The sequence below is a fragment of the Endozoicomonas sp. PH6C genome (genome assembly GCF_059322965.1).
In genome coordinates this window covers 2,860,148-2,884,008 of the sequence record NZ_CP185342.1, presented here as the reverse complement: position 1 = coordinate 2,884,008, position 23,861 = coordinate 2,860,148, and the positions used below count along the sequence as shown (strand labels likewise).

Sequence of the window (23,861 nt, the reverse complement as noted above, 5' to 3'; positions counted from 1 at the left end):
CTCAGTGGTTATGGAAGCCCCTTCAATTTGCTGGGGAAATCCTTTGATAGGTACTGCGTTTTGAGTGTCTGTAATAACAGGCCACCGGGGTCACTATTGCTACAGCCAGCAGAACGACACCGCCGGTGATACCCAAAGCCAGTGCAAGATCATTGGATTTTTTTTGGCTGCTATTGTCATCAATGCAACCCCGGGGATAGGTATTGGTTTTGCCATAAACTTGCCACTGGGCTGCACAGTCGCAAACATCCCCACAGTCTTCAGGGCACTGAACCTCTTCACAGCCCTGGTCATTGCTGCAAAGCACAGGATCATTGGGTGACTCCCTCCAGCCTCTTGGGTAGACAGTAATATCGCAGGTTTCTACCGTTTTGAAATTGCTGCAGGTGCCTGTGCCATAGCCTCCCTTGCAGCTGTCAAACTGCGCATCATCACAGGAAAAGTATTGCAGCTGGCAGGGTTTACTGGCTGTTGGCAGGCAGTTGCCTGGTGTTGTTTCCTGCCAGCCTTCGTGGCCATGGCCACGGCAGTCATTATCACATTTTAGCGATTCACAACCGGAAGCATGCTGGCAATGGGTGCGACCTCCCGAATCAGCAAAGCTGGATTGATGGGGTACAAAGTGAACCGTGCAACCCGTTTTCTGAGCCTCGTTATAACACCGGCCCAAACCATAGCCATTCTGGCAAAAGTCCAGCTTCAGTTGGGCGCATTTAAAGAAGCGTAACTGACAACTACCGTCGTTTAAGCCAGTGGCGCAGCCTTCAGGAACAATCGATGTACGATTGTTGACCATCCAAAGAGCTTTACACGACGGGCATGATAATTTTTCACAGCCATCCGGGTTATTACAGCTTTCGGTCTGGTGATTTGGCAACACTGTTGTCGTACAGCTTTCTCCAGACACAGGGTTTTGGCAATGCCCTCTTCCAAACCCCTCTCTACAAAATTTAAAAAGAGCGTTATCACAATGTAAAAACCTAAGCTCACAACTTTTCCCCCGGTTTGCTGCACAATTACCAGGAACAACTTCCGTTTTATGATTGAGCTGCCAGGAGCCTTGACAGCCATCGGTGCAAGCGATGCTTTCACACCCATTTTGGTGATCACATTTAAGATGATGCCCATTGACCGTTTTATTAAAAGGATCAGGGTAATAATTCACAGTACAGTTTCGGTTGGAATGCTCGACGTTCTGACATAAACCAGTGCCATAGCCCTGATAGCAAAAATTGAAATCGACCTGGTTGCACTTAAAAAACTGTTGTTTGCAGCTGTCGTCTGTTGAACCGGGAATACAAAAAGCAGGTACAAAATGAATGTCACCGTTAAGCCCCCACTTTGCAACACAGCTGCAAGGAATTGTCGGGTCATTGACACAGTCCTGGGGGCAACTTACCGCCTCACAACCATCAGCTTCGTCGCAAGTGACCGGTCGGCCTCTGTAGCTTCCGGAAAACCCCTTGGGAAAAGTGACCATTGAGCAGGTTTCGTTAGTTACAGTATTTGTGCACCGACCAGCCCCGAAACCACTGTTGCAGCTATTAAGAAAAGGGTTTGCGCATTGAATATGTTTAAGTTGACAGCTGTCGTCCGCATAGGCCGGTAACTGACTCAGCAGGAATACAAGCAACGCGATACCTGGGTTTGGCGTGAGGTATTCGGGAAATAGCATTTATGGCACCAGTGGGTTGCCAATAATCAAAAACCGATAGGAGTCTAGTAGAGCCTGTTCTTTTGTTCTATTTGATAGCCACACTTTTTTCGTTTAATACATTGAGGCTTGACTTCAGAGTATCTGAATTCAGGTTGATCTGATTATTTCAGTCCAGACCCAGCGCTACAGGCTATACTGCATCATCGCTTCTACCCTATCTCTCAGGTCTGCTAAAGCCTGCACTACGGCACCGCTACCTGCTGTAAATAAGCAGGCGGCGTAAGTGTTGATTCATCAGAGGTTATTTATTATGAAACTGCACAAATACCAAACATTTTTCTATTGTTTGTTATTGCTCATTTTATCTGCCCGAAGCTTTGCCGAATTGACAGACAACAACATACAGGAACATATCGTTACTTTTTCACCCGGTATCTATATAGGCGACGACTTTCAGCTCTGCTTGGGTGTCCGTCTAAGCGCAGAAATTTTGTTAACCAGCACCGAGTGCGCCCGATTGATCAGCAAGCAATATAATGCTGACATAACGGTCAATATCTTGAACAGACAAAAGCGGCCTCAAGGCAAAGTCAGGTTACTTGGCAGAACTGAAAGCAAAAAAGGTCTTCTGGGAATAGATGCTCAAAACGAAGGTCAAAAAATACATCGGACATATCCCGCGTTACATCATAGTCCCCTTGCCAGACTGACAGCTGTAGAGGGTTTTTATCTACAACCAGCGGATGCTGCAATACAGACCGTACCGTCGATAGTCAATCACCAAAGATCAGATACCCATCACTATTACACCTTGAATAGTCGTGATCCTTTACCAGCGGGTTCTCCAATTGTTCACGAAGGTAAAATTGTTTGTCTAGTCTCGGCTGACGGAACTTGCAGAGCACCTGTAATGGATGCAAAAACCTTAAGCAGAATAAAAGTAGATTGTCATTCTTACCTGCCTCATTTCTATTTTTATTCCGGGTGTGTTAACAGAACGATCACTCATTGCAGTTACGATCTGGGAAGTGTTGACGGAAAAGGAACCTGCATAAACTCACAGTCACAGGAAAACTGCCAATTCACCACGAGTGAAAGCTATTCAACCGAATCAATAGCGTATACTGACAGTATTACCTGCCCTTCATGCAGTGCAGACTTTTTTGGTGATACCGAAGAACCCTATCCCTCTGACGTCTGTACGCCTTCCATGTGCATAAAAGGTTGTATCTCACAAAGCCATTCGAACAATAATACAGAAAAGGTGAATACGCTGCGATTGCAAAATAACACCATGAGCTTAAAAGTCATGGAAAGTTGCACCCAGTGCATATCAGAGGAAAAGCAGATGTTTAACAGCTGTTCTCAAATTTGCCAGAGTGGTATGTCTTATAAAGCCTGCGAAGCTTGTTCACGAGCTGTTCAAGAGCAAGAGAAAGAGTGTCAGCAAATTTGCAGTGGCCACTAAAACAGCCACCTGACAGTGAAGCGTACTTGTGAGGGTGCGCTTTTGTCGGGGCAGGAGTGTATTTTGATGAAAACTGAACAATGCCCGTTAAAAAAACGAATAGGTAACGTTATTTTTTGTTTTTTCTTCATTATTCATTTTTCTAAACAGCCTGTTTTTGCGGAAGAAAATACTGAAGGCAATGCGTCGGCTAATCTTGTTTACTTTCAACCCCGGATTTATATTGCTGAAAAGGCTCAACCTTGTATGGGGGTGCGAATTTCAAAAAAGCAAATTTTTACCTCGCCATCCTGTGCTAAGGAAATACTCGCGTTATTTATGCAAGCTGTTGATATAAATGTACTGAGTCCCGGTGGCGTAAGGATTGGCCATATTCAAACTTCACATAAGCGGTCGGCCAAAGCAGGCCTGCTGTCTATAGATCTTTATGCTGATAACCTACCCTATCAACCGCCTTTGATAAGTTCCGTTAATACTACAAATGAGAATGAGTTATCGGCTTATTACATGCGTGGTAGCGATGAAGGGATGAATGTTACTTTTACCTTTGATAGCCAGCAAAATTCCCGAGTGCAAACAATGATCAAACTTCCATCGGATATCAGTATCCCTGATGGGGCACCGGTGAAACTAAGAAACAAGCTGTTCTGTGTAGTGGTAGGCGATACCTGCATCAGGTCATCCTACTTATTAAATGCCTTTGCAAAAGACAATGACCCCAGATGTCCAGATGCTAATAGGACTTACTATTTTCATTGTAGAGAAAGGGGGATATACGATTGTGTTGAAGCTGTATCACCAGAAGCGATAGCTATTGAGGTAAATGGGACATGCATTAACCCTGATTCAGAAGAGCAGTGTACATTCTACTCTTTGTACGTTTTTAATTCTGATGAAATGAATTATGAGGGAAAGGGTGATGTTATTGCATGCAAATCTTGTTCAGCCCAGTATGAGTGGTCTAATTCGCTGTCAAACCCCGGCAAATATGTGATTTGCAATCCTAAAGGCTGTATGCCTGGTTGTACAGGTAAGCCTGATCCAAAGCATTCTGGTAAAAAAACTGTTAACGCCATCGTAGAGTGGACAGTTGGAGGAGTGGCAGCTGTTGCTTTGATTAGTGCAGTTGCTTCAGTGGGCTACCTGGTATACAAACGCCGCCACAGGGCAACTTATCAGGGTTTGTAGTTCATATCCTCTGACAGAGAGTATTTCAAATGTTTAATCCGACTTAGCCACTCTGATATAACTGAATGGCTGAAACAGGATTAAATGAATATTAAAGTGAGTCTTCTGGAGGTAGCGGCCTTTAAGGTGGTCAGTGTTTTTCTGCAGACTCGTTATGTGGCTATACTCCGTCTGGAACTTTGTTTGGAGTTAGAATCAGGTTGATGTGTCGTCGTGAAGCTTGTTCATGCTTTATTTCTTATGTTTCCGTATTGGGGTTTTGGTGATTCGGCAGTAGCTGTTTTTGCTCCTAATCAAACTTGTTTATGTTATCAAGATGACTATCCTTATCGAGATGCAGAGATAGATTTTGAATTTGCCATTCAAAAAAAATTTCTATGGTATAATTGTTCTAATCCTGAATCCGATGACTTAAATTGTTCTGGAGTGATAGCTAATGACTCATCCTGTCATGTATCAATTTCTGGTAGAGGAATGTTTGGTGAAACCCTTTTTTCTATCAATTGCAATAATAATTCATGCGTAACAATTCTTACGCGTCTTGAAACTTATTATCAGTGCAAAACTCCCAAAGGTTGCTTTCCACTAGTGTGCCAAACTCCCAAAGGTTGCTTTCCACTAGTAAATGATGGCACATGCGTTTTACCAAAAGCGTTTAAGAAGGAGGATTATATAAACCTTTATTATGATTTTTATGACTGGAAAATAGATTAGCTTTACTGTAGTTCTGGCGAAGGCGAGGCATTTTTATACAATTCGAAAAAAAATGTAACAGCTGCATACCGAAAGGGTGGTGATTACTTTGGATGCCCTTTCGGCTGTTCTTATGACCAAATGAATACTTGTCAACCTTTTGATTTAATTCGCGACGGAAGTTGTGATGTGAAATATTATGTCTGTGATAATACCAGCTTTCTGGGTTGTAAAAATGGTGAAGCTATCGGCAATTGCACAAATCCAAGGTCGAATGAAATATGCAGAATTTCAAATCATGATAATAGCAATGGTGAATTAAACTGCCCAAGCTGTGAAGATAGTATTGGGTGGAGTTTAAGTCCAATAGGTTATCCTGTAGATAGCAATGATTTTAATCAATTTTCTGTTGATTCTTGCATTGAGCCCGTAAAAGATGGAAGCTGTCACCTTCCTGATTCGTTTAAATGCAAAGGTGTTTTATGGGATGTTTGTGTAAATGGTAATGGACAGGGCAAATGCACCAATGATATGGATAGTTGTGATGTTATCATGTCGTCTGATTGTCCAGTCACAAAATCCAAGACTTGCGGGGCAATTAAATGTGATGGTTGCGAAGCAGGCTGGAATCTACCAGATCAACCGGCTCTTTATGATTTCCCACTAGGTTGTATGAATAGACCTTCTCCTTTTAATCCTTTTTCTCCTGAAAATGAAAAATATATTATTCCTTTATCTGTGGCTGGAGGTGTTGTCTTTGTTGGAATAGTCGCTGCCATTGTCGGGGTATCAGTTTACTTTTGTAATCATCGTTATAACCGACAAGGGTATCAGCATATTGAAGGGATAGTCACAAACTGAGACAGTGCCGTGTAAATCGGGTAGCTGGTGGTGTCTAACCTACTGCCCGCACTCCGCTTCTGCATGAGGGTCTTCACCGTGCCCACTGTTTCAGGATATTTTCTGACTACAGTGAAATCTCAATATTCTCAGACATTCAAGTTTGACACTTAGCTATCCACCACCTAACCTGCAGGCAGCTGATAGACTGGGTCAGGCGCATACTCTGACCACTTTCTTCAATGTCATGCTGCAGCGGTCACTATGAATAATGCAATCTCAAACGCCGTACTTTGTAGTCTTTTTATTTTTGAAGCTTCACCTGTCTGGCCTGAACAGAGTCTCTCTTCATCTGTTTGTGATGGTATTTATTTCAGTGAATTTGATTGTGGTTATGGTCAGACATATTCATTTCCAGAGGCTGAATGTATAAAGGCCAATATTACTGTGGCGGGAACTAATAATTATTTATCAGCTACTAGCTCATGTTCGGAAGAAAGTGGTTGTACGTGGCGTTGCTACTCAGATGAGAACTGTTCGACTAAGCCTACTGTATATTCAGGTTTTTCGTGTGATTGTAAAAATTTAGATAATACAATTAATATTAATGGAAACGATATGTCTAGCTCTCAAGGCTATAAATTTGGAAGTGTTTGTTCTGATATGACATTCTACTTTGATGATTGCGTCGAAAGGGTCTTCACATATTGCTATGCATTTTCCCCTACCTCTATCTCTATGCAAGCTTCTGGTACCTGTATTAATTCTAATACTATGGAGCTTTGCAGATTCTCAGCATCAGAAGGTGACCCATATTTTTCCGAGACCATTAATTGTCCTTCATGTAACGCAACAGGTCATGGTTCTATTGGCGACCCTGGCGCAACGTGTACCGATAATGTTATCTGCTTTGATAAATGTCAATCCACTCAATGTCTTGAGCACATGAGTGATTCGCAACATTATTTTTATGGTTGTGAGGTAAAAAACTATAAAACGTGTGAATCAGATTTGTATTATCGCACAGTAAATGCAACAGGCACATGCTTGAACCCGAAGACAGGAAAACTCTGTGATTTCAGCCTTTATAATCTAATGAATCTAATAAACGATTACACGACTGTTTGTTCTTCATGCAGTGCTTATGTTACAGCATACCCAAGTACTCCAAGTATAAATAACATTACTGGGTGCTCGCCTATCGATTGCCTACCAGCCTGTCATGGAAATGATGATAATGAAAGCCACCGTAAAAATCTTATAATAATAGCCTCATCCGTCGGTGGAGGCGTGCTGCTGCTGACAGCTGCTGCAATTATTTATTATAAGTATGTTAAGAGAGCTGGATACCAAAGGATAAGTCATTAGTAAAATCTGTTGATATGTGTCGTGTTTTACCAGTTCAGTGCTTCTAGATATTTTAAAGAGGCAACGGTACGCCCAACGAATAAGGCTAGATTGCGCTCAGCCGTAATTTATCCTTATTGGTTAGCTGCACTCTCGCTCCGACCTTGTACCCAATTTATCTGGGTTTTCATTATTCATTACTATAAACATAACCCTATGGCCCGCCTCTGCATCTTTCACTGCCAAGACTACAGCCAAATGGGTTTTGCCCACGCCGGACCAAGCAACACAACATTCTCTGCACAAACCATAAAACCCAGACCAGAAAGCTCACGCATCACCTTGCGATCCACAATATGCTGCAAAAACTAATTAAACTGGACTAGTGTTTTAGCCAGGGCAGGCAATATCATCAAGTTTTCAGCCTTTTTCACTGGTTTGCTCTATCATGAGATAGTCCTCTTGGTTGATTATGGCTCTTAGGAGCTTGTAACACTAAGAAAGTCGGCCATAAACTGGTTAATCGAGAGGTCATTTCAAACCGGTGATTTTGGGTCATTGATTGCCGGAGTTTACAGTAATCGCATTATCAGGTTCTTATCATGATGCTCCCTGCTTTTTTTTATGTAAGAAACCTTATCTATCCTTCGATTGTTATTTTTTCACTATCCAGTGCTGCTTCTGAACCCACGTTAACCATAAATGAAAGTTTGGTTCGCTTTTCTTCCTCAACTTTTCCAGAGACCACAAAAGAGTGTCAGGGGGTGCGCGTGGCGAAGCACGTAATTGCAACAACGGCAAAGTGTGCGAAAATGATTAGTGTTCAAAACTCAAAAGCGGCAGTTGATGTATATGGTACCCATAATCAACTATACGGAAAAATCACCCGGTTTAGCTTTGGTACAGAAGAAGAAAAGCCAAGTCTGGGTGTTAGCATAGATGGCATTTCATTACTTCGCTTTGACAGCAGCCAAAATGACGAGTTTAACTTTTATACTACGGCTTATGATTCAGAGACTGAGTCACCAGTCTCAACTCAAGCTTATTTTATTGGTGAACAACAGTTAAATCAGAAGGTAGTAACTGTTTCAGCATTTACACCATCCGGTGATTTGGGTTACTTCAAACTTTCATCAAATACTCAGTTACCTGATGGAACGCCGATATTAGACCAAGACGGCAAGCTCGTCTGTTTGGCATCATCAGATAGTTACTGTTTTTTGCTACCGAAAGGGGAGTTTTTCCAAAAGCTTGACTATGATGATGACGATGATACTGATACCGACCTTATGACATATCTCATCGCTATTCCAATTGTAATCGTACTGCTGACAGGCGTGATGTTTGCTATTCTGGCATGCAAAGCCAAGCATAAAGGTATGCCTTGTGGTGTGCTCTGTAAAGGTATGCTGTGTACATACGACTACTGCCAGTATTTTAGTTGGTTCCGGTGTTTTATGTTTGGATGGTGCGCAGCAGTGGGCGAGGCAGGCTGGAAATGGATTGATACTTATGATCCTTCCAATGCTGCAGAGAGCAAACCAATTATAAACACACAACCACAAATATGAATCTGGGTTGTTCATTACAATTATATGGCCCTTTTGCAGGTTGGCTGATCATTTTGAGCCACCTGCCTAAGGGGCGTCATTATCTAACCGGCCTATCTAATTTTGTTTCATGATCAGGCCAGCCAGATCATGATTGCCGCTAACTCAAGCATCCCCATGTAGTTGCTTGACAGTCGTTCAGTAACTCCATTTACCTCTTCCTATTCGACTGTACCAAAGCGAATTTGCATAAAGCGATTCTTCTATCACGACTTTATCTGAATTTGGCAATTTCTATAGATTCCTGCAAGTCATCAATACGTCTGGGAGGATCATGTGGTAAGTCGTACCTGAGAAAACTATTGGAGAAGAATTGGAAGGGACAGTTTTTCGGTTCTATACTCACGCCTTCAACACCCATCACGCCTGTCACATCTGACATCTTGTCAAGGTTTTAATGATGATCATCGAACCACAAAAAATAATTGGCTTTAGCCTTCTATTTACGTCGCTTTCATGTTGTATGGCTGTGAATGCTAGCCCCCTTCCTGTTGCGGGAGCACTTATAGAATTTTTTCCTGAAACAGATTCTCCGCCTTGTCGCGGGGTGCTGGTATCGAAAGATTTAATGGCTACGTCGCCAGCATGCGGGCTAAAGGCAAAGGAACTCTCGAATGATGGACTGATTGAAACTTTAACATTATCAGGCGAGTCTGTAGGGTACATCACTGAACAGTCCGACAAGTCCCTTGAAAGCAGTATGCTAGTGAATATCAGCCTTGATAGTAAGACCTTCAGGCCGGGGAGTTATCCTGCCTTTAATGATGCTTTATTAGTTCCAGAGCAAGCATTTACGTACAATGTTAATGAAAAACGACAGCTGGTTCAGCAGCCAGTCACTCTTGCTCTTGATGAAACTCGAAATAAGTCGACATTTATTATTTCCTCAGAGTTCTCAATACCTCAGGGCTCACCAATCTTCGACCTCAAAAACCAGCTGGTTTGTCTGAGAGGTACGGACAACCAATGCTTCTCTGTCAGCGAACTGCCAATTGCAAGATTCAGAAGAGATCTAAAAGATTACCCGTATGATCCAGATGATGATTCAGATGACGAAATCTTTGCCTCACTTGATGCAAAATCATTAGGTATTGTTTTAGGAATCGCTGCTGCTATTGGTGTAGCAGCCACCGCATTTTTTTATCTCTCTACCTACCATAAAGCCCGTGCCATGGGTATGCCTGCCAGGGTTTACTGGGCTGGTATTCTGGGCCAGAAACACTGCGGTTACTGCGACTCAACTTCTGGATGTTATGCAATTGTTGGGATTTTCTTCTGCGCGCCCATCTTTTGGCCTCTATCTGCTTATCGTGCTGCGACAAACTGGATAGAAGAATATGGAGGCATACGCATAGATCGGGCCCCTATTATTACTAATCAGCCTCAACAGTCAGCACCACCGCTGTATTCCCAGTAGTATTAATCGGCAATCCCTCATCCGAGGTAGAGAGGTTTGCACATTGTATACGACAAAAATCAGGAGTAAGTCAGCGAGATCCACTGTCTTGATGTGTTTAAACTCAAAATACCTCACGATTATGGAACCCGCTGATCTACTCATTAAGCAAATTAGAACCTATCTGGAATAAGACGAGTGTCGACTGAATGTTCTTGCTTATCTTGTGCCTGGCTTGCTGGAAAAGCAGACAGGCCGTTCAGCAGGTCGCTGAATTATATGGCGTGTCAGAAGAAGCCGGTACTTACAGGGCTTTGCGTCATCATGGAAAGCCCAAGGCAACCCTTATTCAAGGGAAACTTTCCGCTCCCTGGCTGGACGAAATTGTGAATACAGTGAAAGGGCTGGGGGTTGTGTTATGAGCAACATTCAATTTCTGGAAGTTTTATCTATGCGAAATTTTAATGTTCTACTTGGCGTATTGAAGCAAGTCTATGCTTGGGTATTACTATTACTACTGCCTCTGGCTTCAGAAGCTATGGCAGACAATCACAAATATAAAGTATTTAAAACGCCAGCTGAGTCTTCTGTTAGCTTTCAGATAATTCAGGATAACGCCACTCATGTTATTTGCTTGGGAGCCCGTATCTCTCATGTTGAGCTAGTTACCAGTATTAGCTGTCTGAAAAGGCTGAAAACTCATGAAGGGGCAGGCGATGAAATTCATGCACTCTCAAGCAAAGGTGAGGATTATGGAGGCATACGATTTGTTTCTGAAGAAGTAATAACAGGTTCAGAGGCTGGAAAGTTAACAACAGTTCTCTTGAGCTCTCCCGGTAGGCCAAACAATCGTTGGCCTAAAATTGACAAGGAAGATTATGTTTCAGATATACCAATATCGGTACAAAGTTATTCCCCATATATAGGTAATGATGAACACAAACAACATAGGGTTAATCACTGGCTGCTTAGTGGATGCCAGAATGATCAATGCGCTTTACAAAACGATGACAACCCAAACTTGAGTGACGGTGAAGCTATTTTTCAGAACGGAAAATTGTTGTGTGTGAGTTCGTCAGGGCACTGCAACATGGCAAGATCAGTAAAGAGAATTAACGATGGTTCATGCGATTTGAAATGCTTCCAGTGTTTGGTCACTGATTCGGATTCTTGTATTGAGGGTTCGGGAAGTGGAACCTGTATCAACCAAAAAACACAGCAGGAATGTGATTATGAAGTTTTTTATAATAAAAAAGGTGATTATGACTGCCCATGGGGTTACTGCTCAAGTGTTGACTGCCCGACAGGTTGTAGTCCTCCAGACGCTCCGGATACGTGCAAATGTGAAACTTTCTTTGGTTTTCGGGATGATTCTCATAAAAACTGCGCCTCTTTGTACCCGAGCAATTGTATGGATACCACTAGCGATTGTGCTCAATGTCACGGCAATCACTTGGTAGCCATAATTGCCGGAAGCTCAGCTGCTCTCTGTGCGCTGGTTATAACCACTTATTGCTTATATAAAAATCGCCACCGTTTCGGGTATAAAAGATTAGGCAATTGAGGAGATTATAGTTTGCAATACGTTTTCTCAGTTAATGTAACGCTGATACTTAGACCTATGACAGCAGTAACATTTTCCTGAATAAAAAAGCACGATTAATAACGCGTGCTTTTATCAAAACAGAGAGCATTAGCATGATTAAAGCTAAGCCAAGTCATCAAAAAGACAGAATAAAAAACATCATTTTTTATTCTGTCTTGATTTGCAGTTATATCAATCACTCAGCTTTTGCAGAAACTGATACTGAAGATGGTGTTTTATCCAACCTTGTGTACTTCCAGCCCCAGATTTACATACCGGAGAAAGCTCAGCCTTGCCAAGGCATTCGTGTTTCAGATGACCGTGTATTAACCTCGAAAGCGTGTTACAAGAAAATATTTCATATGGCGAGACAGGCACTGACTATCGAAGCTCTGAACGTTGATAGCTTAACAATTGGTCGTATCAAAAAATTAAACAGTCAAGCGGCAGCAAGCGGGTTTCTGCCTATCAAAAGGAATGCAGATAATACGATCTTTAAGCCACTTCCATTGAGTTCTGGTAATGCTACCCGCAATACTGATGCGGTGGTCTATTATCTGGAAAACAATGACGGGTTAGTCGTTGCCAAGCAAGCAATATCTCTGGAGGAGTTACCTGTTGCAAATCAATTGACTATTCCATTACCTGTTAGCTATTTACCTGATGGGGCTTTAGTCAGTCAGCACCAAAGAGCCTTGTGCACTGTATCTGGTGATTCATGCGTAGTGATTAGTTCATTGCTGGGTGTTTTAAATCCCACTTTAACTTTGTCTGAAAAAACATGCATTCAGGAAGTTGTCAAAACATATCATTTTCATTGTGGAACAAGGACACTCAAATATTGCCAAGTTTTCCCTACATTAGAAGCAACGGGTACTTGTATAAATCCACTATCAGGTGAGAAGTGTGACTTTGATAGTTTGTATATAGAAGAGGAGCAATACCCTTATTATGTAGGGGGAGGGGATACTGTTAAATGCACTTCATGCTATGCGGAATACAATCATGAAGATGACCCTGACGACAGAAGCAAGAAAACGACGTGCAAACCCAAGGGTTGTATGCCCGGCTGCAAGGATAAACCTGACAATAATGGCAAAAATTTAATTGCGCCAATTGTTGGTGGTGTTGCGGGAGGTCTGGTTTTGATAGGCACAGTTGCAGGATGCCTGATCTACAAATACCGCCACCGGGCAAGTTATCAAAACCTTTAGCTCAAATCAAAGAGGCTGTTCTCTCAACTTGAACTACGGCTATCAATTTTCACTAATTTGCTGGTATCCGGCCCTGTGAGTGCATTTATAAATAATTATGGCTGCTGACGTGACGGCTAATAGCACTCCTACCCCCACAGACGTACCGACAATAATCCATTTGGTGCGGGCAGTGCCTTCACCCTTATGATGCTTGCCATGGTTGCAATCTGGCAGGCAGTCAACGGAAGAGCAGCCATTGCCAGAGACATCTCCTTCTGTAACCTGCTTGGCTGTAAACGTTGAGCAATTCACAGTGGTTGTCACTGGATTAAGGTAATAAAATTCCTTAGGGGAACAAGAACTGATTTCTCCAAAATCGCAGTCGATTTCAAACTGACAAGTTTCTGATTTTTGGGGATTTGTGCAGGTTCCACTCACATGACTTATTCCATAGCCTGCGTAGGTTTCTCGTGCCTCACACTCTTTTATCATTGGATTTTGGCAGCCAAAGAGATAAGGAGCAGGAAGATTGTTAATGCATGTATCAAACTTACAATGGTCAAAGCATTTGGCATTATCTGGTGAACAGAGGGCAAACGTACTGGGGTCAGAAGCACGACTGGCATTGCAAGAGGGGCACTTTATATCATCGAAGGGAACTGGAAATCTAATATCATCTAAGGCCTTGAATTTACAGACTTCCTTGGTATGAGCATTGGTGCATGTTCCTTCCGCAATGGCACCAAATTGATAATCAGTGCATTTGTCGATAACTCTATTAATGCAGTCACTGAAATAGTATTCAAACCCATCACACGCGCCTGGATCATAACCCTTCCAGCTGTATTCATCGTAACCATTGATTTGAACTGACCAAGACATACTGATATCTACACAATTACAGGAAAGGGACTTATAGCCGGTGGCACACTCAGCAGGCTCTGATGAACAGTGCTTATCTGTATAACATGTCCATGCACAACCATTTCCAGTAGGTAACCGCTCATTTGAGGACGTCTTCAAAAATCACAACCTGACTGCCAGCCTTTCCCCTGCAAACAACGCAGGAGATACCTAACGTGAAGCAACTGACAAAACCCTTTACCCGTCTCAACCCTGAGCAGTGGCAACAGATCATTGATCAGCAAATAGCCAGTGGCTTGAGCCAGAAAGCTTTTTGCCAAACTCAAAACATAAGCCTGGCAACATTCACAAACTGGAAACGCAAACTCAGGAATTACAACAACACTGACTCCTTTGATATCGCTCAGGCTTCTGCCCCGGAATGGGTTGAAGTCCCAAACGGGCTGACTGAGCCTCCAGCCAGCTTAAACTGGCAGTTGGAACTTGAGCTGCCCGGTGGTGTTATTCTTCGTATGCGTCGCTGATCATGTTTTTTCCAGAATCTCAGGTTCGGATCTGGCTCTACAACCGGCCCACCGACATGCGTAAATCCTACGACGGCCTGTCTGCCCTGGTGAGAAACAAACTTGAAGAAGACCCACTCAGCGGCCAGCTGTTTGTCTTCATCAACCGCAAACAAACCCAGTGCAAGGTGCTGTATTTTGATCGCAGTGGATACTGTATCTGGAGCAAACGACTGGAACAGGGTCAGTTTCATACTCATGCAGGCAAATCCATCAAGCAAACAATGGCGTGGACAGATCTGAAGCTCATCCTTGAAGGCATTGATACCCGCTGCGTTCAGCAATATAAACGCTACAAACATCAACCGTCCCGTTACACAAAAGGAGAGTCAAAGGTCTATCTTTAACCGCCATGAAATTACCTGTTTCGACCCCCGGCACCACTGACCAGGACCTGCTCCAGCAGATCCTGGTCTTGCTGTCGGAGCGTGATCAGGAAATAGCTTCTCTTAAACATCAGCTGGCCTGGTTTAAACAACAGCTATTTGGTGAAAAATCCGAAAAGCGCCTGATTGAGAATCCGGACCAGCTGGCGCTGGGAGAAATCCTTCAGGACAAGCCTGAAGAGCAGGAAACTCCCACAGAAACCATCACTTACGAACGGCGGAAAAAGAATCGCCCTGAAGACTGTGTGACCGATCAGGGACTGCGCTTTACTGAAGATGTACCGATTGAACTCATCCCGATGCCTGCTGCAGAAATGAAGGGTGAAGACGCAGACCAGTACGAAATCATTGACTACAAGTACACCTATCGGCTGGCGCAGCGCCCTGCCAGCTATGTCATCCTGAAATATCAGCGCGAAGTCGTTCGCCATAAGCCCAGCCAGACGCTAACAACGGTAGCCGCACCATCAGGATTATTTGATCGCAGCTTTGCCGATGTCAGCTTTATCGCAGGTCTGCTGGTAGAGAAGTACCGCTTTCACGCACCGCTTTACCGCCAGCATCAGAAACTTGAGTCCAGTGGTATTACCATCAGCCGTGGAACCCTGACACATCTTGAGCAGCGTGCCGGGCAGTTACTCAAACCCATCGCTGACGAAGTGCTCAACAGCTGTCTGGAAAGTCATGTCCTCACTCTGGATGAAACGCCCGGAAAAGCGGGCCGTAAAAGCAAGGGCAAGATGCAAAGAGGCTACTTCTGGTGTTTTTACGGAGACCAGAATGAGATAGCTTTTACCTTCTCCACCACTCGTTCTGGCAGGGTCGTAGAGCCTTATCTGAAAGAGTATAAGGGGGTCTTGCTGACCGATGGTTATTCGGAATACGACCGCCTGTGCATGAAATATCCCAAAATCATCCATGCCCAGTGCTGGACACATAGCAGGAGGTACTTCGTCAAGTCACAAGAGGTCGAGCCAGAAGCCGCAAAAGAGGCGCTGGACTGCATAGGTGCGATCTATCAAGTCGAAGACGAAATCCGCAAAGCTGGGCTGCAAGGCGAAGCAAAGCAGGAATACCGCCAACAGAATGCCAAGCCACTGGTTGATCAGTTCTTTAACTGGCATAAAGAACAACTTCGTCGCCTGAATCTGGTGAAAAGCAACCCATTGAGCAAGGCTCTTGGCTACGTGAACAAACGGGAAAAAGAGCTACGGCTTTATCTGGATAATCCGGATGTCGCCATTGATACGAATCACCTGGAGCGAAGTCTCAGGTGTATCCCGATGGGGAGAAAGAACTGGCTTTTTTGCTGGACAGAAGAAGGGGCAGTCAATGTAGCCGTGTTCCAGACGTTAATCGTCAGTTGTCTTCTTGCAGGCATTGATCCATACAAGTACTTCGTCGATGTGCTTCAGCGCATCAGTTACCATCCGGCTCGAGATATCCGGGAGCTAATCCCGCGAATCTGGAAAGAGAAATTCGGGGCCAATTCGTTAAAATCCGATCTCGATAAGTAGGGGGAGTCTATACCCTGCTTGAACGCTTACTCCAGTAGTACATGATGTCTTGGCTGAAGAATAGTTACCCTGGCCACCAGGGCCAGAAACGACTATATCTGCAGTGACACACTGGCCATGGGGGAAGGTCACATCTTCTTCATCACAGAAGTGATCATTGTTGAAAGTAAGCCCATCACAAGCAGCTCGAGCCGAGCCTTCAAAAATTAAAGCAAGATACCAGAAGAGTAAGAATTGAAATTTCATAGTAGAAACAGAACAACCATCGCTCAAGGACCGATGACTTCCACCTCTCTTAGTGAGCCGCCTAAAAATTAGACGGCAGATAGCTTAACGTCAAAATTGGACAGGTTTTCCTGGGTTACAGGGATATAACGAACGTTCAGAAAATCCCTCGTTAAAATGAACAGACCAGTCCATGAAAAAGTGGTTTCCAAGTTATGTTTTACAGGGCAAGGGGTGGTGTTTTTTGTCGCCAACGGATTCATCAAAAGCTTGGTGCACTGGTTATGGCTGGATTGGGTTAATTAGCCAGTCAGGAAGGCCGAGATTGTTGGTTAAAGGATTATGCATTGCTGCTGAATAATCCTTTTCCTCGCTTTCCCTGAACGCTTTCATGATGTGGTAGGGTGAATGTACTCCTTGTGGAGAAGCGCTATGTAGCCAAGTCTCTCGGTTCAGAGGTGTGGCATCAAGTGCTTGTAGGCTGAATGTCATACAATTGTTATCTTTCTTGTAGTTCCATTTTTCACCGAAAAGCTGTGAGTAAATTTCTCTCAACCTGCCCAGGTCCGCCTCCCTGCCATACAGGTCACTGAACCTATTCACCGAAAGAGCATCTTTTAATTGTTTTTTCTCTGCCCTTAAGTACTTAACTGTGGCCTCTTTATCCATAAACTCCGGGTAGTCGCGGCCCTGGAGGATATGAAAGCTGTTGAACTCTCCGTTTTTTGAATTACGGAACAGTAAAAAAGCATACCCGTCATCGGTGACACCATAACCACTCACTGCCACAACTACAGGCTCGGTCATATCACCAATGTGCTCATCAAATAAGTCACCATTTCTCAGGTGGATGCCATACAGGGGCTTTGCCCACTTTCCCATGCTGCCACCCCCATCGGCTGCCTTTTCTACAAGTCGTAAAAGAACTGCAGGCTGTGTGTCCTGTATTGATTGCAGCTCCGAAGTATGAGGTGCTTGCAACACCTCTGCATTTTGCTCAACGGTCATTTCCTCAGGTAATGGCTGATCGTTTTGCAATATATGGGCTGGTTTGGCGGGAGGTAAGGAAGTAGAAACAATGGCATCCGGTTGAACTTGCTGGATAGCCTGATTGGATACCGACTGGTTTGGAACCTCTTCGTATGTTTCTGGCAAGTCCAAACTAACAGTTACAGACTCGTAGGTGAGAGCATAAATTTCGTCAAAGTGTAGCTGATAATACGTAAGCACGTCTTCAACCAGACGCCTCAATATCTGTGTTGCATCTTTTATTATTTTACCAAGCTCATGAACCCATGGATCAAACTTCTCCATTATATGGCGGTATCTCTCTCTGATTTTCTTTATTTTATGATGCTCATGGTACTGAAGTACTCCTTTTATCATGACTTGCACTTTTTGAGGGGAAATCTTTGAAATTTCATTTTTCATTCTTTTGTCCAAAGCTTTCTGAACATCTTCCCTGCATTTTCTGTATTCAGTAAGATTAATGCGTAAATCATCCATGAACAAATAATTAACACTCATGGCTCCACCAATTCCAATCAGTCCTCCGAGTGTACCTCCAAGAGCGGCTCCAGCGAGAGACCCCCACGACCCACCAAATTGTGTGCCGACAGCTCCCCCTACAACAGCACCAGTAACCCCCGCAGTCTCTTTTGAATAACCCTTCTTGCTACTTTCATTACATACTTTTAGAAAAAATTCACAGTCTTCATCAGGTACTATATTTTTAAGTTTGTTTACAACTTTATTAAAATCAGCATTAAATTTTTTGAAATTGTCAGTAATAGTTTCTTCTGGGAATACTTTCGGTATTATGTAGGAAACAATAGTATCCGACACAATGCTGTTAATCTCTTTCAAGTCAGGTAATTTACCATCAGAATCTTGAACTTTCTTTTCGATCTTCTTTTTTATCAGTGTCATGAACCTATTATCTGGACGTATTCTCGATTTAATGAAATGTTCAAAAAGCTCTTTTTTTTGTTTATCTTCTTCCAGAACCGAAAGAATCACATCCTCTAATTTTTTGGTAGGCACAAGCTCATCTTGTTTTTCTGAAATGGAACATGCAAAAACCAGCTCTGGAGTTTTATGTAGTTTTAATTTTTTTAAATTTTCTTCAAACTTCTTTTTAAACAGCTCTTTCTCTTTTTCTTGATCAACGCATGTATCAATCTTGTTACAAACAAAAACAATCTTATTCCCATTTTTTGTTAAAGCGCTAATAGCTCCTTTATCAAACCCATTCAGATCATGATCAAATACAAAAACAACCAGATCGTCGGGGTGAATTTCTTGATCTTGAATAAATCGACCTTTAAAGTAATCAGCATCATGATCAAAATCCCCATACCCTTTTAAAGATCTTATTTCTAAATCGCCAAATCGATAAACAGGATCTGAATTTTCATTGAAAACTGGAATTACTTTAAAAGGTTTCCAGCCGACTAACCGATTGCCTAGTGATGATTTGCCAACATCTTGTTGCCCAACAAAGACTATTCTCAGTACGGGATGTTTTGATAAACTTAACGCTTCCATGTTACCTAATAGCTCTCGCTCTCTCCGTTCATCATTATCATCTTCTCTATCACTGGCTCCACCTGTGCTCCGCCCCCCCCTTTGCCCGTAACTTCCACTATTACCACTTCCTGTTGCTCCGGTTGAGGTAGATTTCTGGCTTCCCCAAAACTGGCTGTTCATAGCCTGATAAATGAGTCTATTGATATCCTCTCCTTCATAGATTGTCTCTGTATCGGGTTCATGACCCGCAGTCTTGTCTTTAACTCTACCTGAGTCAGTCAATGTTCTACCCAGCTGCTCCCACTCAAACTCCAGGTTAAACTCATGATCCGGCCACTCTGCCAGCGTATCGATTTGCTTTTCAATTTGCTGTCGGGAGCCTTCATCCTGTTCAGACAGTCCGGCGGTCATATCCATAAGAAAGTGAATAAATGCTTCTCTGCCGCTCAGTTTGGGAGCAAGCCATTGCAGTAGCTGTTGCGAACTTCCCATATATGCCTTTAGCTGGCGGAACTCTGCCTGGCTCAGTTGCATTACAGAAGGCGTTGAACCATTAAAGCGGATGTGTAACGTCACTCCTGAAACAGGATCGGGCTCGCCCATGACCCAGTGGTTGCCGTGAATATTAACGATCGTCAGCAATTGAAGGCTGTGATTCCATGGTTACAGCAATATCCTGATGCGCTGGTTTTGGTATCCAGTGGATCACTGCAACAGTTTCAAAAACTATCCAGTCTCTGGCATGAACATCCAATTTACATCATGCCCCCGGAGCTGATTCATCGCTTTCAACTGACTACCTTGCCCGCATTAATGACACCAGAAAACCTGAATCACTGGCGAGTGATAACAGCAGCAGTATCACAGTTTTCTGCCATTGATGTGGTGTCATGGGCAAGAGCTTTGATTTCCATGTCTGCACAATCTGCCTCTGCGCAGGAAACCACAGACAACCCATCAATAGCCCTGTGCCAGAACGTACCCATTCTGTCAGAGAAGTTGATTAATTCTGTACCCTGGAAAGAGCTGTTTCCCATTCGTATCGGACTGGCAAAAATGGGTTCGGGTAAAGAGCCTGATGACAGAGCTAACACCATTACGGGGTCATGTTTCTGCGAAGACAGCGCTGGCATGTTTCACCCTGGCGTGACTACCGGCTTCTGGCGACCTCAAAAGCTGATTGAACTTACCCGCAGTCCCGGCTGCCTGATGGCATTGGGTGGTCACAAGCTATCTATGGTTGACCAGCGTCGTTGGGGAACACTGGGTTCTGCCAATATTCCCAAAGGCTTAACCTATCTCCACGCTCATGTTTACAGCCTGCCACTGATTGAAATGCTGAATATGTATACCGGCATTGGGGGCTGTACCAGTGATCTGGTGGATTTTGATCTGCTGAATTTGTCAGAAGTAGACCCGTCGTGGAATCACCCGGAGCTGGCCGCCCTGCTCTCTCCCGACCTGGCTGCTTATGCCAATCCTGCGGCGATTAATGCTTGTACAACTGATGGCCTAGCCGCTTTGAACTCACAACCTATGGATAATCTACACTGGTGCGCTGGTAGCTGGGGTTCCCTTTATCCATTGTCCGGTTTTACCAGCACCTACGGTCACTTTGCCGATAACACCAGTCTGCTGGCAACACGAGCTCTAGCCAAAATTCACCGGATTGGTCTTGGCAGAAAAACCATAGGAGAAGAGGCCCAGTGCCAGAGCCGTATCACTCCCTGGCTCCCCAAAAGCCAGTACAAAATGAGCATGTTCTGGCCTGAGCCGGAGAAGCAGAATGCACACTGGATCGGGGCTTCAGCCGCAACATGGGGAATGCATCGTCACCCATTGGCTAAAGACGACGCTATGTATCTGCTTTGGCAATATCGGGATTGTTGCCAGACCGTCAGTCAATGACAATACGTGCCTGCTACAACCTACTGGCTCGGTTGTTAGCTTTCTGCTTTCACACGGCAATGGCAGAAACCACTCAGGAAGCCATTCGCACATTTGAGCAGCATACCCGCTCCACCTGGCTCCATCAGATTAACCAGCAATCTGAAGCTATTACAAGAAACCCTCAGCCTACTACCAACCAGGTACCAAACCTGATGATGGAAAAACCTTCAGACACTACTCAGCGTCGGAAGTTGGAAAGTTATTATCAAAATGAAGATTTCGATGGCTTACAATCTTTTGGTGAACAGCGGGCGCAACAACTGGAAACTGAACAATCCCCCGTAGGTGAAGCATGGCGCCTATTGAACCAGTCACCGGATCGATATTACCCCGATGCCAACGAACACACGATTCTCCACCCTGTAGAACAAAGTATTAAGGCCCTGCAGCACCCCAACACCTGATCTAAACAGAAGCACTGGCCTACAGATGCTAATGGCAATCCCATATACGACAACTCTTTAGATGGGCAGAGCGAAATGAGTGCCACGATCGCACGACTACGTCGACATTTCAGAGGCTGTGACTACCAAAGAACACTGGTACTGAAACAAGACCGTCAGGTACACAGCCCGGACATCAGGGAGTGCAGCCGGGTCCTAGTTAAAGATCACAGCCTGACGCTCAATCGCCATCTGACTGTCCAGCCTTTTTTGAAACATATACGAGGCAGCAGTATCTCCGGCCTAAGAGCCTGCGACAGTGGTTCAGACACAGAAGGTTGCCTGGAAATCCGGTTGGGCATCAGCCGCAGTGCTGACAACTACTACCGCTGCCGCTGCTGTATTAAGGAAGAGTCACTGACGGTGAAAATGCTGAAACCCGAAGCCCTCAATCAAGCCAAACTGGTCGATGCCCGCTGGGATGACCGCATTCAACTCTGGCTGAATGATCACAAGCTATGGCAAAGCAACCCAGATTTTCCGCCAGAATCCGGTGGCCGGTGTGACCGGGATAAAAACTATTACCTGAACCAGGAAGTCAGCCTTGCCAGGGAAGTCATTCAGTCCGGAGCACCCGATATATCCTTTCGGTTAAGAACCTCCGTCGGTGATAAAGGGGAAGGCTTTGCCTTGGTCCGTCTGTATTTTGATCTTAGCCAGCTGGTTTCATCAGACCATTGGGGGACCTTGGCACAACAAGAGCAGCTGGCCAATATGCAGCAGTGGCATAACGATGGTCTATGCAAGCTGTCGTTTCACTGCCTTGAACGACTGCCTGCGGCTGAATATACCGTACACGGCAAAACCGTCCCTCTGTTCTCTTCACTGTCTCCAGAATTACCTTCGGACTGTAAAATGGCCAAGGCTGAAGTCGACTGTTTCTTCTACAAAACGAGATCATCAAAATCTCCGCCGGATCACTGTGCTCACTATGCCAATAACCCTCACTGTGAGTTTCTGGACAGCCGTTGTTTAGGGGAAAAGTCCGGCATCTGTTATACCCGACAGGATCGTTATGACTGTGGCTACAAAGGCCACGTGAATCGCATCGGTATCGAGGAAAGTATTCACTGCGAAGGTCAACCCATGCAGTGCATGTTAGGCGAGTGTCAGGCCAATATTACCGATGCGGATAACACTGACTTTGCCAGTGCCGTCAGCCGTCTCCATGCTGCAAAACATATGGCGCACGATATGCAGTGCAATCAGGACGGGAGTGGATGCAAGATATTCAGCGGCAAGCCCTGCACCTGCAAACAAGGCATTTTAAATATGGTGGACTGCTGCAATCTACCTACCCATGTGAATTTTGCCAGCTATTTGAACCTGCTGCTGATGGGCTATCTATTTGATCAATCAGCAATCCATCTACAGGGGAATTTTCCCAATCAGCTGACTGGGTCTTATCAGAAAATGAGGGAACCACTGATGGAGGGCATCAACAAGCTCAGTCAGCCTGCAAAGAATCTATGGTCCGATTTAGGCAAAAGCTGGGACAAGCTCACAGAAAGGCTATGGCCGACACCGGCTGAAGTTCATACCCAGGCTGCCACTGCCAAGCCCATTGCCGGAGAACTGTCGCATGAAGCTCAGAAGTCTATGCTCGGCAATATGCAGCAACAACTGATGCGAAAGATGGCAGAAGTCGTTCATAAAATTCTGGGCGAGGATGCCACCAATCTGCTTTTTCGAACGGTTGGTAACAACCTGGCTTCTCAGGGCAATCAGCTGAGCCAACAAACCCTGATTATGAACCCGGCCATCACCTCAGCGATCAGCGTCGTCACCATGATCTATACGGCATACACCATGACCAAACTGATTATTCAGATCACCAACAAATGTGAAACCGAAGAATTTGAATTAGCCGCCAAACGGGAGATGAAAACCTGCCATAAAGTCGGCAGCTACAGGGAAAACAAGTTTTTGGGATTGAGCAGCATGGAGTACAACCGCTATTGCTGTTTCAGTTCACCCCTTTCCCGCATCATGCAAGTGCAGATCAGGAAGCAGCTGAACACTGGATGGGGCTCTGCCGAACATCCCGATTGCTCGGGTATAACGCCTGAAACTCTGCAAGCTGTGAACTGGAACCAGATTGACCTTAGCGAGTGGCTGGCATTGTTAAAACTGCAAAACAAACTGCCAGAGTTGAATGCCGATACTCTGAAACAGTTGAATCTGGAAACTCTGACGGGCAAAGGGTCAAGGTTGGATTTCGACCAGCAGCGGGAGGACAGTCGCAAGCGGCTGGAAGCGCGCTATCACGATATAACACCAAGCCATATCAACAGTTATCAAGCAACCAAATCTGAAGAGATACGCCATTCTTCACTTCACCGCCGATGAAAAAGTTTTATATCACCATGTTCAGGATGAGATTTCGACTTCTACCTTGTTTCGG

19 protein-coding genes are annotated in these 23,861 nt (G+C 44.4%); 15 read left to right on the top strand and 4 right to left on the bottom strand.

Features of this window, described 5'->3' with window-relative positions; translation table 11 throughout:
- Positions 1-22 precede the first annotated feature (22 nt).
- Together ACOMG9_RS10840 and ACOMG9_RS10835 are read right to left on the bottom strand one after the other, a co-directional pair.
- Positions 23-796 (bottom strand): hypothetical protein, encoded by a 774-nt coding sequence (locus tag ACOMG9_RS10840; protein ID WP_494530245.1) that lies wholly within the window; start codon positions 794-796, stop codon positions 23-25.
- Complete coding sequence (locus tag ACOMG9_RS10835) at positions 745-1,128, bottom strand: hypothetical protein (protein WP_448216901.1); 384 nt, start codon at positions 1,126-1,128, stop codon at positions 745-747. The genes ACOMG9_RS10840 and ACOMG9_RS10835 overlap by 52 nt, the downstream gene beginning before the upstream one ends.
- 2,063 nt (positions 1,129-3,191) lie before the next feature.
- Between ACOMG9_RS10835 and ACOMG9_RS10830 the strand changes: the two genes are divergently transcribed.
- The 9 genes from ACOMG9_RS10830 (at position 3,192) to ACOMG9_RS10790 (ending at position 12,998) form a co-directional block, all read left to right on the top strand.
- Positions 3,192-4,313, top strand: coding sequence for a hypothetical protein (locus ACOMG9_RS10830; protein ID WP_448216899.1), 1,122 nt, complete (start codon positions 3,192-3,194; stop codon positions 4,311-4,313).
- 213 nt (positions 4,314-4,526) lie between these two features.
- On the top strand, positions 4,527-5,027 hold the full coding sequence (locus ACOMG9_RS10825; protein WP_448216898.1) for a hypothetical protein: 501 nt from the start codon (positions 4,527-4,529) through the stop codon (positions 5,025-5,027).
- Between the two features lie 168 nt (positions 5,028-5,195).
- Positions 5,196-5,867 carry a hypothetical protein gene (locus ACOMG9_RS10820; protein WP_448216897.1) on the top strand — a complete coding sequence of 224 codons (672 nt, stop codon included), beginning with the start codon at positions 5,196-5,198 and terminating at the stop codon, positions 5,865-5,867.
- A gap of 243 nt (positions 5,868-6,110) precedes the next feature.
- Positions 6,111-7,214 (top strand): hypothetical protein, encoded by a 1,104-nt coding sequence (locus tag ACOMG9_RS10815; protein ID WP_448216896.1) that lies wholly within the window; start codon positions 6,111-6,113, stop codon positions 7,212-7,214.
- A gap of 581 nt (positions 7,215-7,795) precedes the next feature.
- Positions 7,796-8,764 carry a hypothetical protein gene (locus ACOMG9_RS10810; protein ID WP_448216895.1) on the top strand — a complete coding sequence of 323 codons (969 nt, stop codon included), beginning with the start codon at positions 7,796-7,798 and terminating at the stop codon, positions 8,762-8,764.
- Positions 8,765-9,200: 436 nt separating this feature from the next.
- Positions 9,201-10,220 (top strand): hypothetical protein, encoded by a 1,020-nt coding sequence (locus ACOMG9_RS10805; RefSeq protein WP_448216894.1) that lies wholly within the window; start codon positions 9,201-9,203, stop codon positions 10,218-10,220.
- 188 nt (positions 10,221-10,408) lie between these two features.
- A complete protein-coding gene (locus ACOMG9_RS10800; protein WP_448216893.1) occupies positions 10,409-10,621 on the top strand; it encodes a hypothetical protein in 213 nt (70 codons plus the stop codon).
- On the top strand, positions 10,618-11,763 hold the full coding sequence (locus ACOMG9_RS10795) for a hypothetical protein (protein WP_448216892.1): 1,146 nt from the start codon (positions 10,618-10,620) through the stop codon (positions 11,761-11,763). Before ACOMG9_RS10800 ends, ACOMG9_RS10795 begins: the two co-directional genes overlap by 4 nt.
- Before the next feature lie 134 nt (positions 11,764-11,897).
- The gene (locus tag ACOMG9_RS10790) at positions 11,898-12,998 is read left to right on the top strand and encodes a hypothetical protein (RefSeq protein WP_448216891.1); all 1,101 of its coding nucleotides are present in this window, start codon (positions 11,898-11,900) and stop codon (positions 12,996-12,998) included.
- A 42-nt stretch (positions 12,999-13,040) separates the two neighbouring features.
- Here the strand turns inward: ACOMG9_RS10790 and ACOMG9_RS10785 are convergent, their stop codons facing one another.
- Positions 13,041-13,862, bottom strand: coding sequence for a hypothetical protein (locus ACOMG9_RS10785; RefSeq protein WP_448216890.1), 822 nt, complete (start codon positions 13,860-13,862; stop codon positions 13,041-13,043).
- 197 nt (positions 13,863-14,059) lie between these two features.
- Here ACOMG9_RS10785 and tnpA point away from each other — a divergent pair, with 197 nt between their 5' ends.
- The 3 genes from tnpA to tnpC are packed head-to-tail and all read left to right on the top strand — an operon-like array spanning position 14,060 to position 16,310.
- Positions 14,060-14,368 (top strand): IS66 family insertion sequence element accessory protein TnpA, encoded by a 309-nt coding sequence (tnpA, locus tag ACOMG9_RS10780; protein WP_448215511.1) that lies wholly within the window; start codon positions 14,060-14,062, stop codon positions 14,366-14,368.
- Between the two features lie 2 nt (positions 14,369-14,370).
- A complete protein-coding gene (tnpB, locus tag ACOMG9_RS10775; RefSeq protein ID WP_422452200.1) occupies positions 14,371-14,754 on the top strand; it encodes an IS66 family insertion sequence element accessory protein TnpB in 384 nt (127 codons plus the stop codon).
- Positions 14,755-14,759: 5 nt separating this feature from the next.
- Positions 14,760-16,310 (top strand): IS66 family transposase, encoded by a 1,551-nt coding sequence (gene tnpC / locus ACOMG9_RS10770; protein ID WP_448215512.1) that lies wholly within the window; start codon positions 14,760-14,762, stop codon positions 16,308-16,310.
- 507 nt (positions 16,311-16,817) lie between these two features.
- On the opposite strand, the gene ACOMG9_RS10765 is transcribed toward tnpC, so the two are convergent.
- The gene (locus tag ACOMG9_RS10765) at positions 16,818-19,706 is read right to left on the bottom strand and encodes a P-loop NTPase family protein (protein WP_448216889.1); all 2,889 of its coding nucleotides are present in this window, start codon (positions 19,704-19,706) and stop codon (positions 16,818-16,820) included.
- Between ACOMG9_RS10765 and ACOMG9_RS10760 the strand changes: the two genes are divergently transcribed.
- The 3 genes from ACOMG9_RS10760 to traN all read left to right on the top strand — a co-directional run bounded on the left by ACOMG9_RS10760 (position 19,683) and on the right by traN (position 23,806).
- The gene (locus ACOMG9_RS10760; protein ID WP_448216888.1) at positions 19,683-20,972 is read left to right on the top strand and encodes a TraU family protein; all 1,290 of its coding nucleotides are present in this window, start codon (positions 19,683-19,685) and stop codon (positions 20,970-20,972) included. The genes ACOMG9_RS10765 and ACOMG9_RS10760 overlap by 24 nt on opposite strands.
- The gene (locus tag ACOMG9_RS10755; RefSeq protein WP_448216887.1) at positions 20,969-21,418 is read left to right on the top strand and encodes a hypothetical protein; all 450 of its coding nucleotides are present in this window, start codon (positions 20,969-20,971) and stop codon (positions 21,416-21,418) included. The genes ACOMG9_RS10760 and ACOMG9_RS10755 overlap by 4 nt, the downstream gene beginning before the upstream one ends.
- 75 nt (positions 21,419-21,493) lie before the next feature.
- On the top strand, positions 21,494-23,806 hold the full coding sequence (traN, locus tag ACOMG9_RS10750; RefSeq protein ID WP_448216886.1) for a conjugal transfer protein TraN: 2,313 nt from the start codon (positions 21,494-21,496) through the stop codon (positions 23,804-23,806).
- Positions 23,807-23,861: the final 55 nt, after the last annotated feature.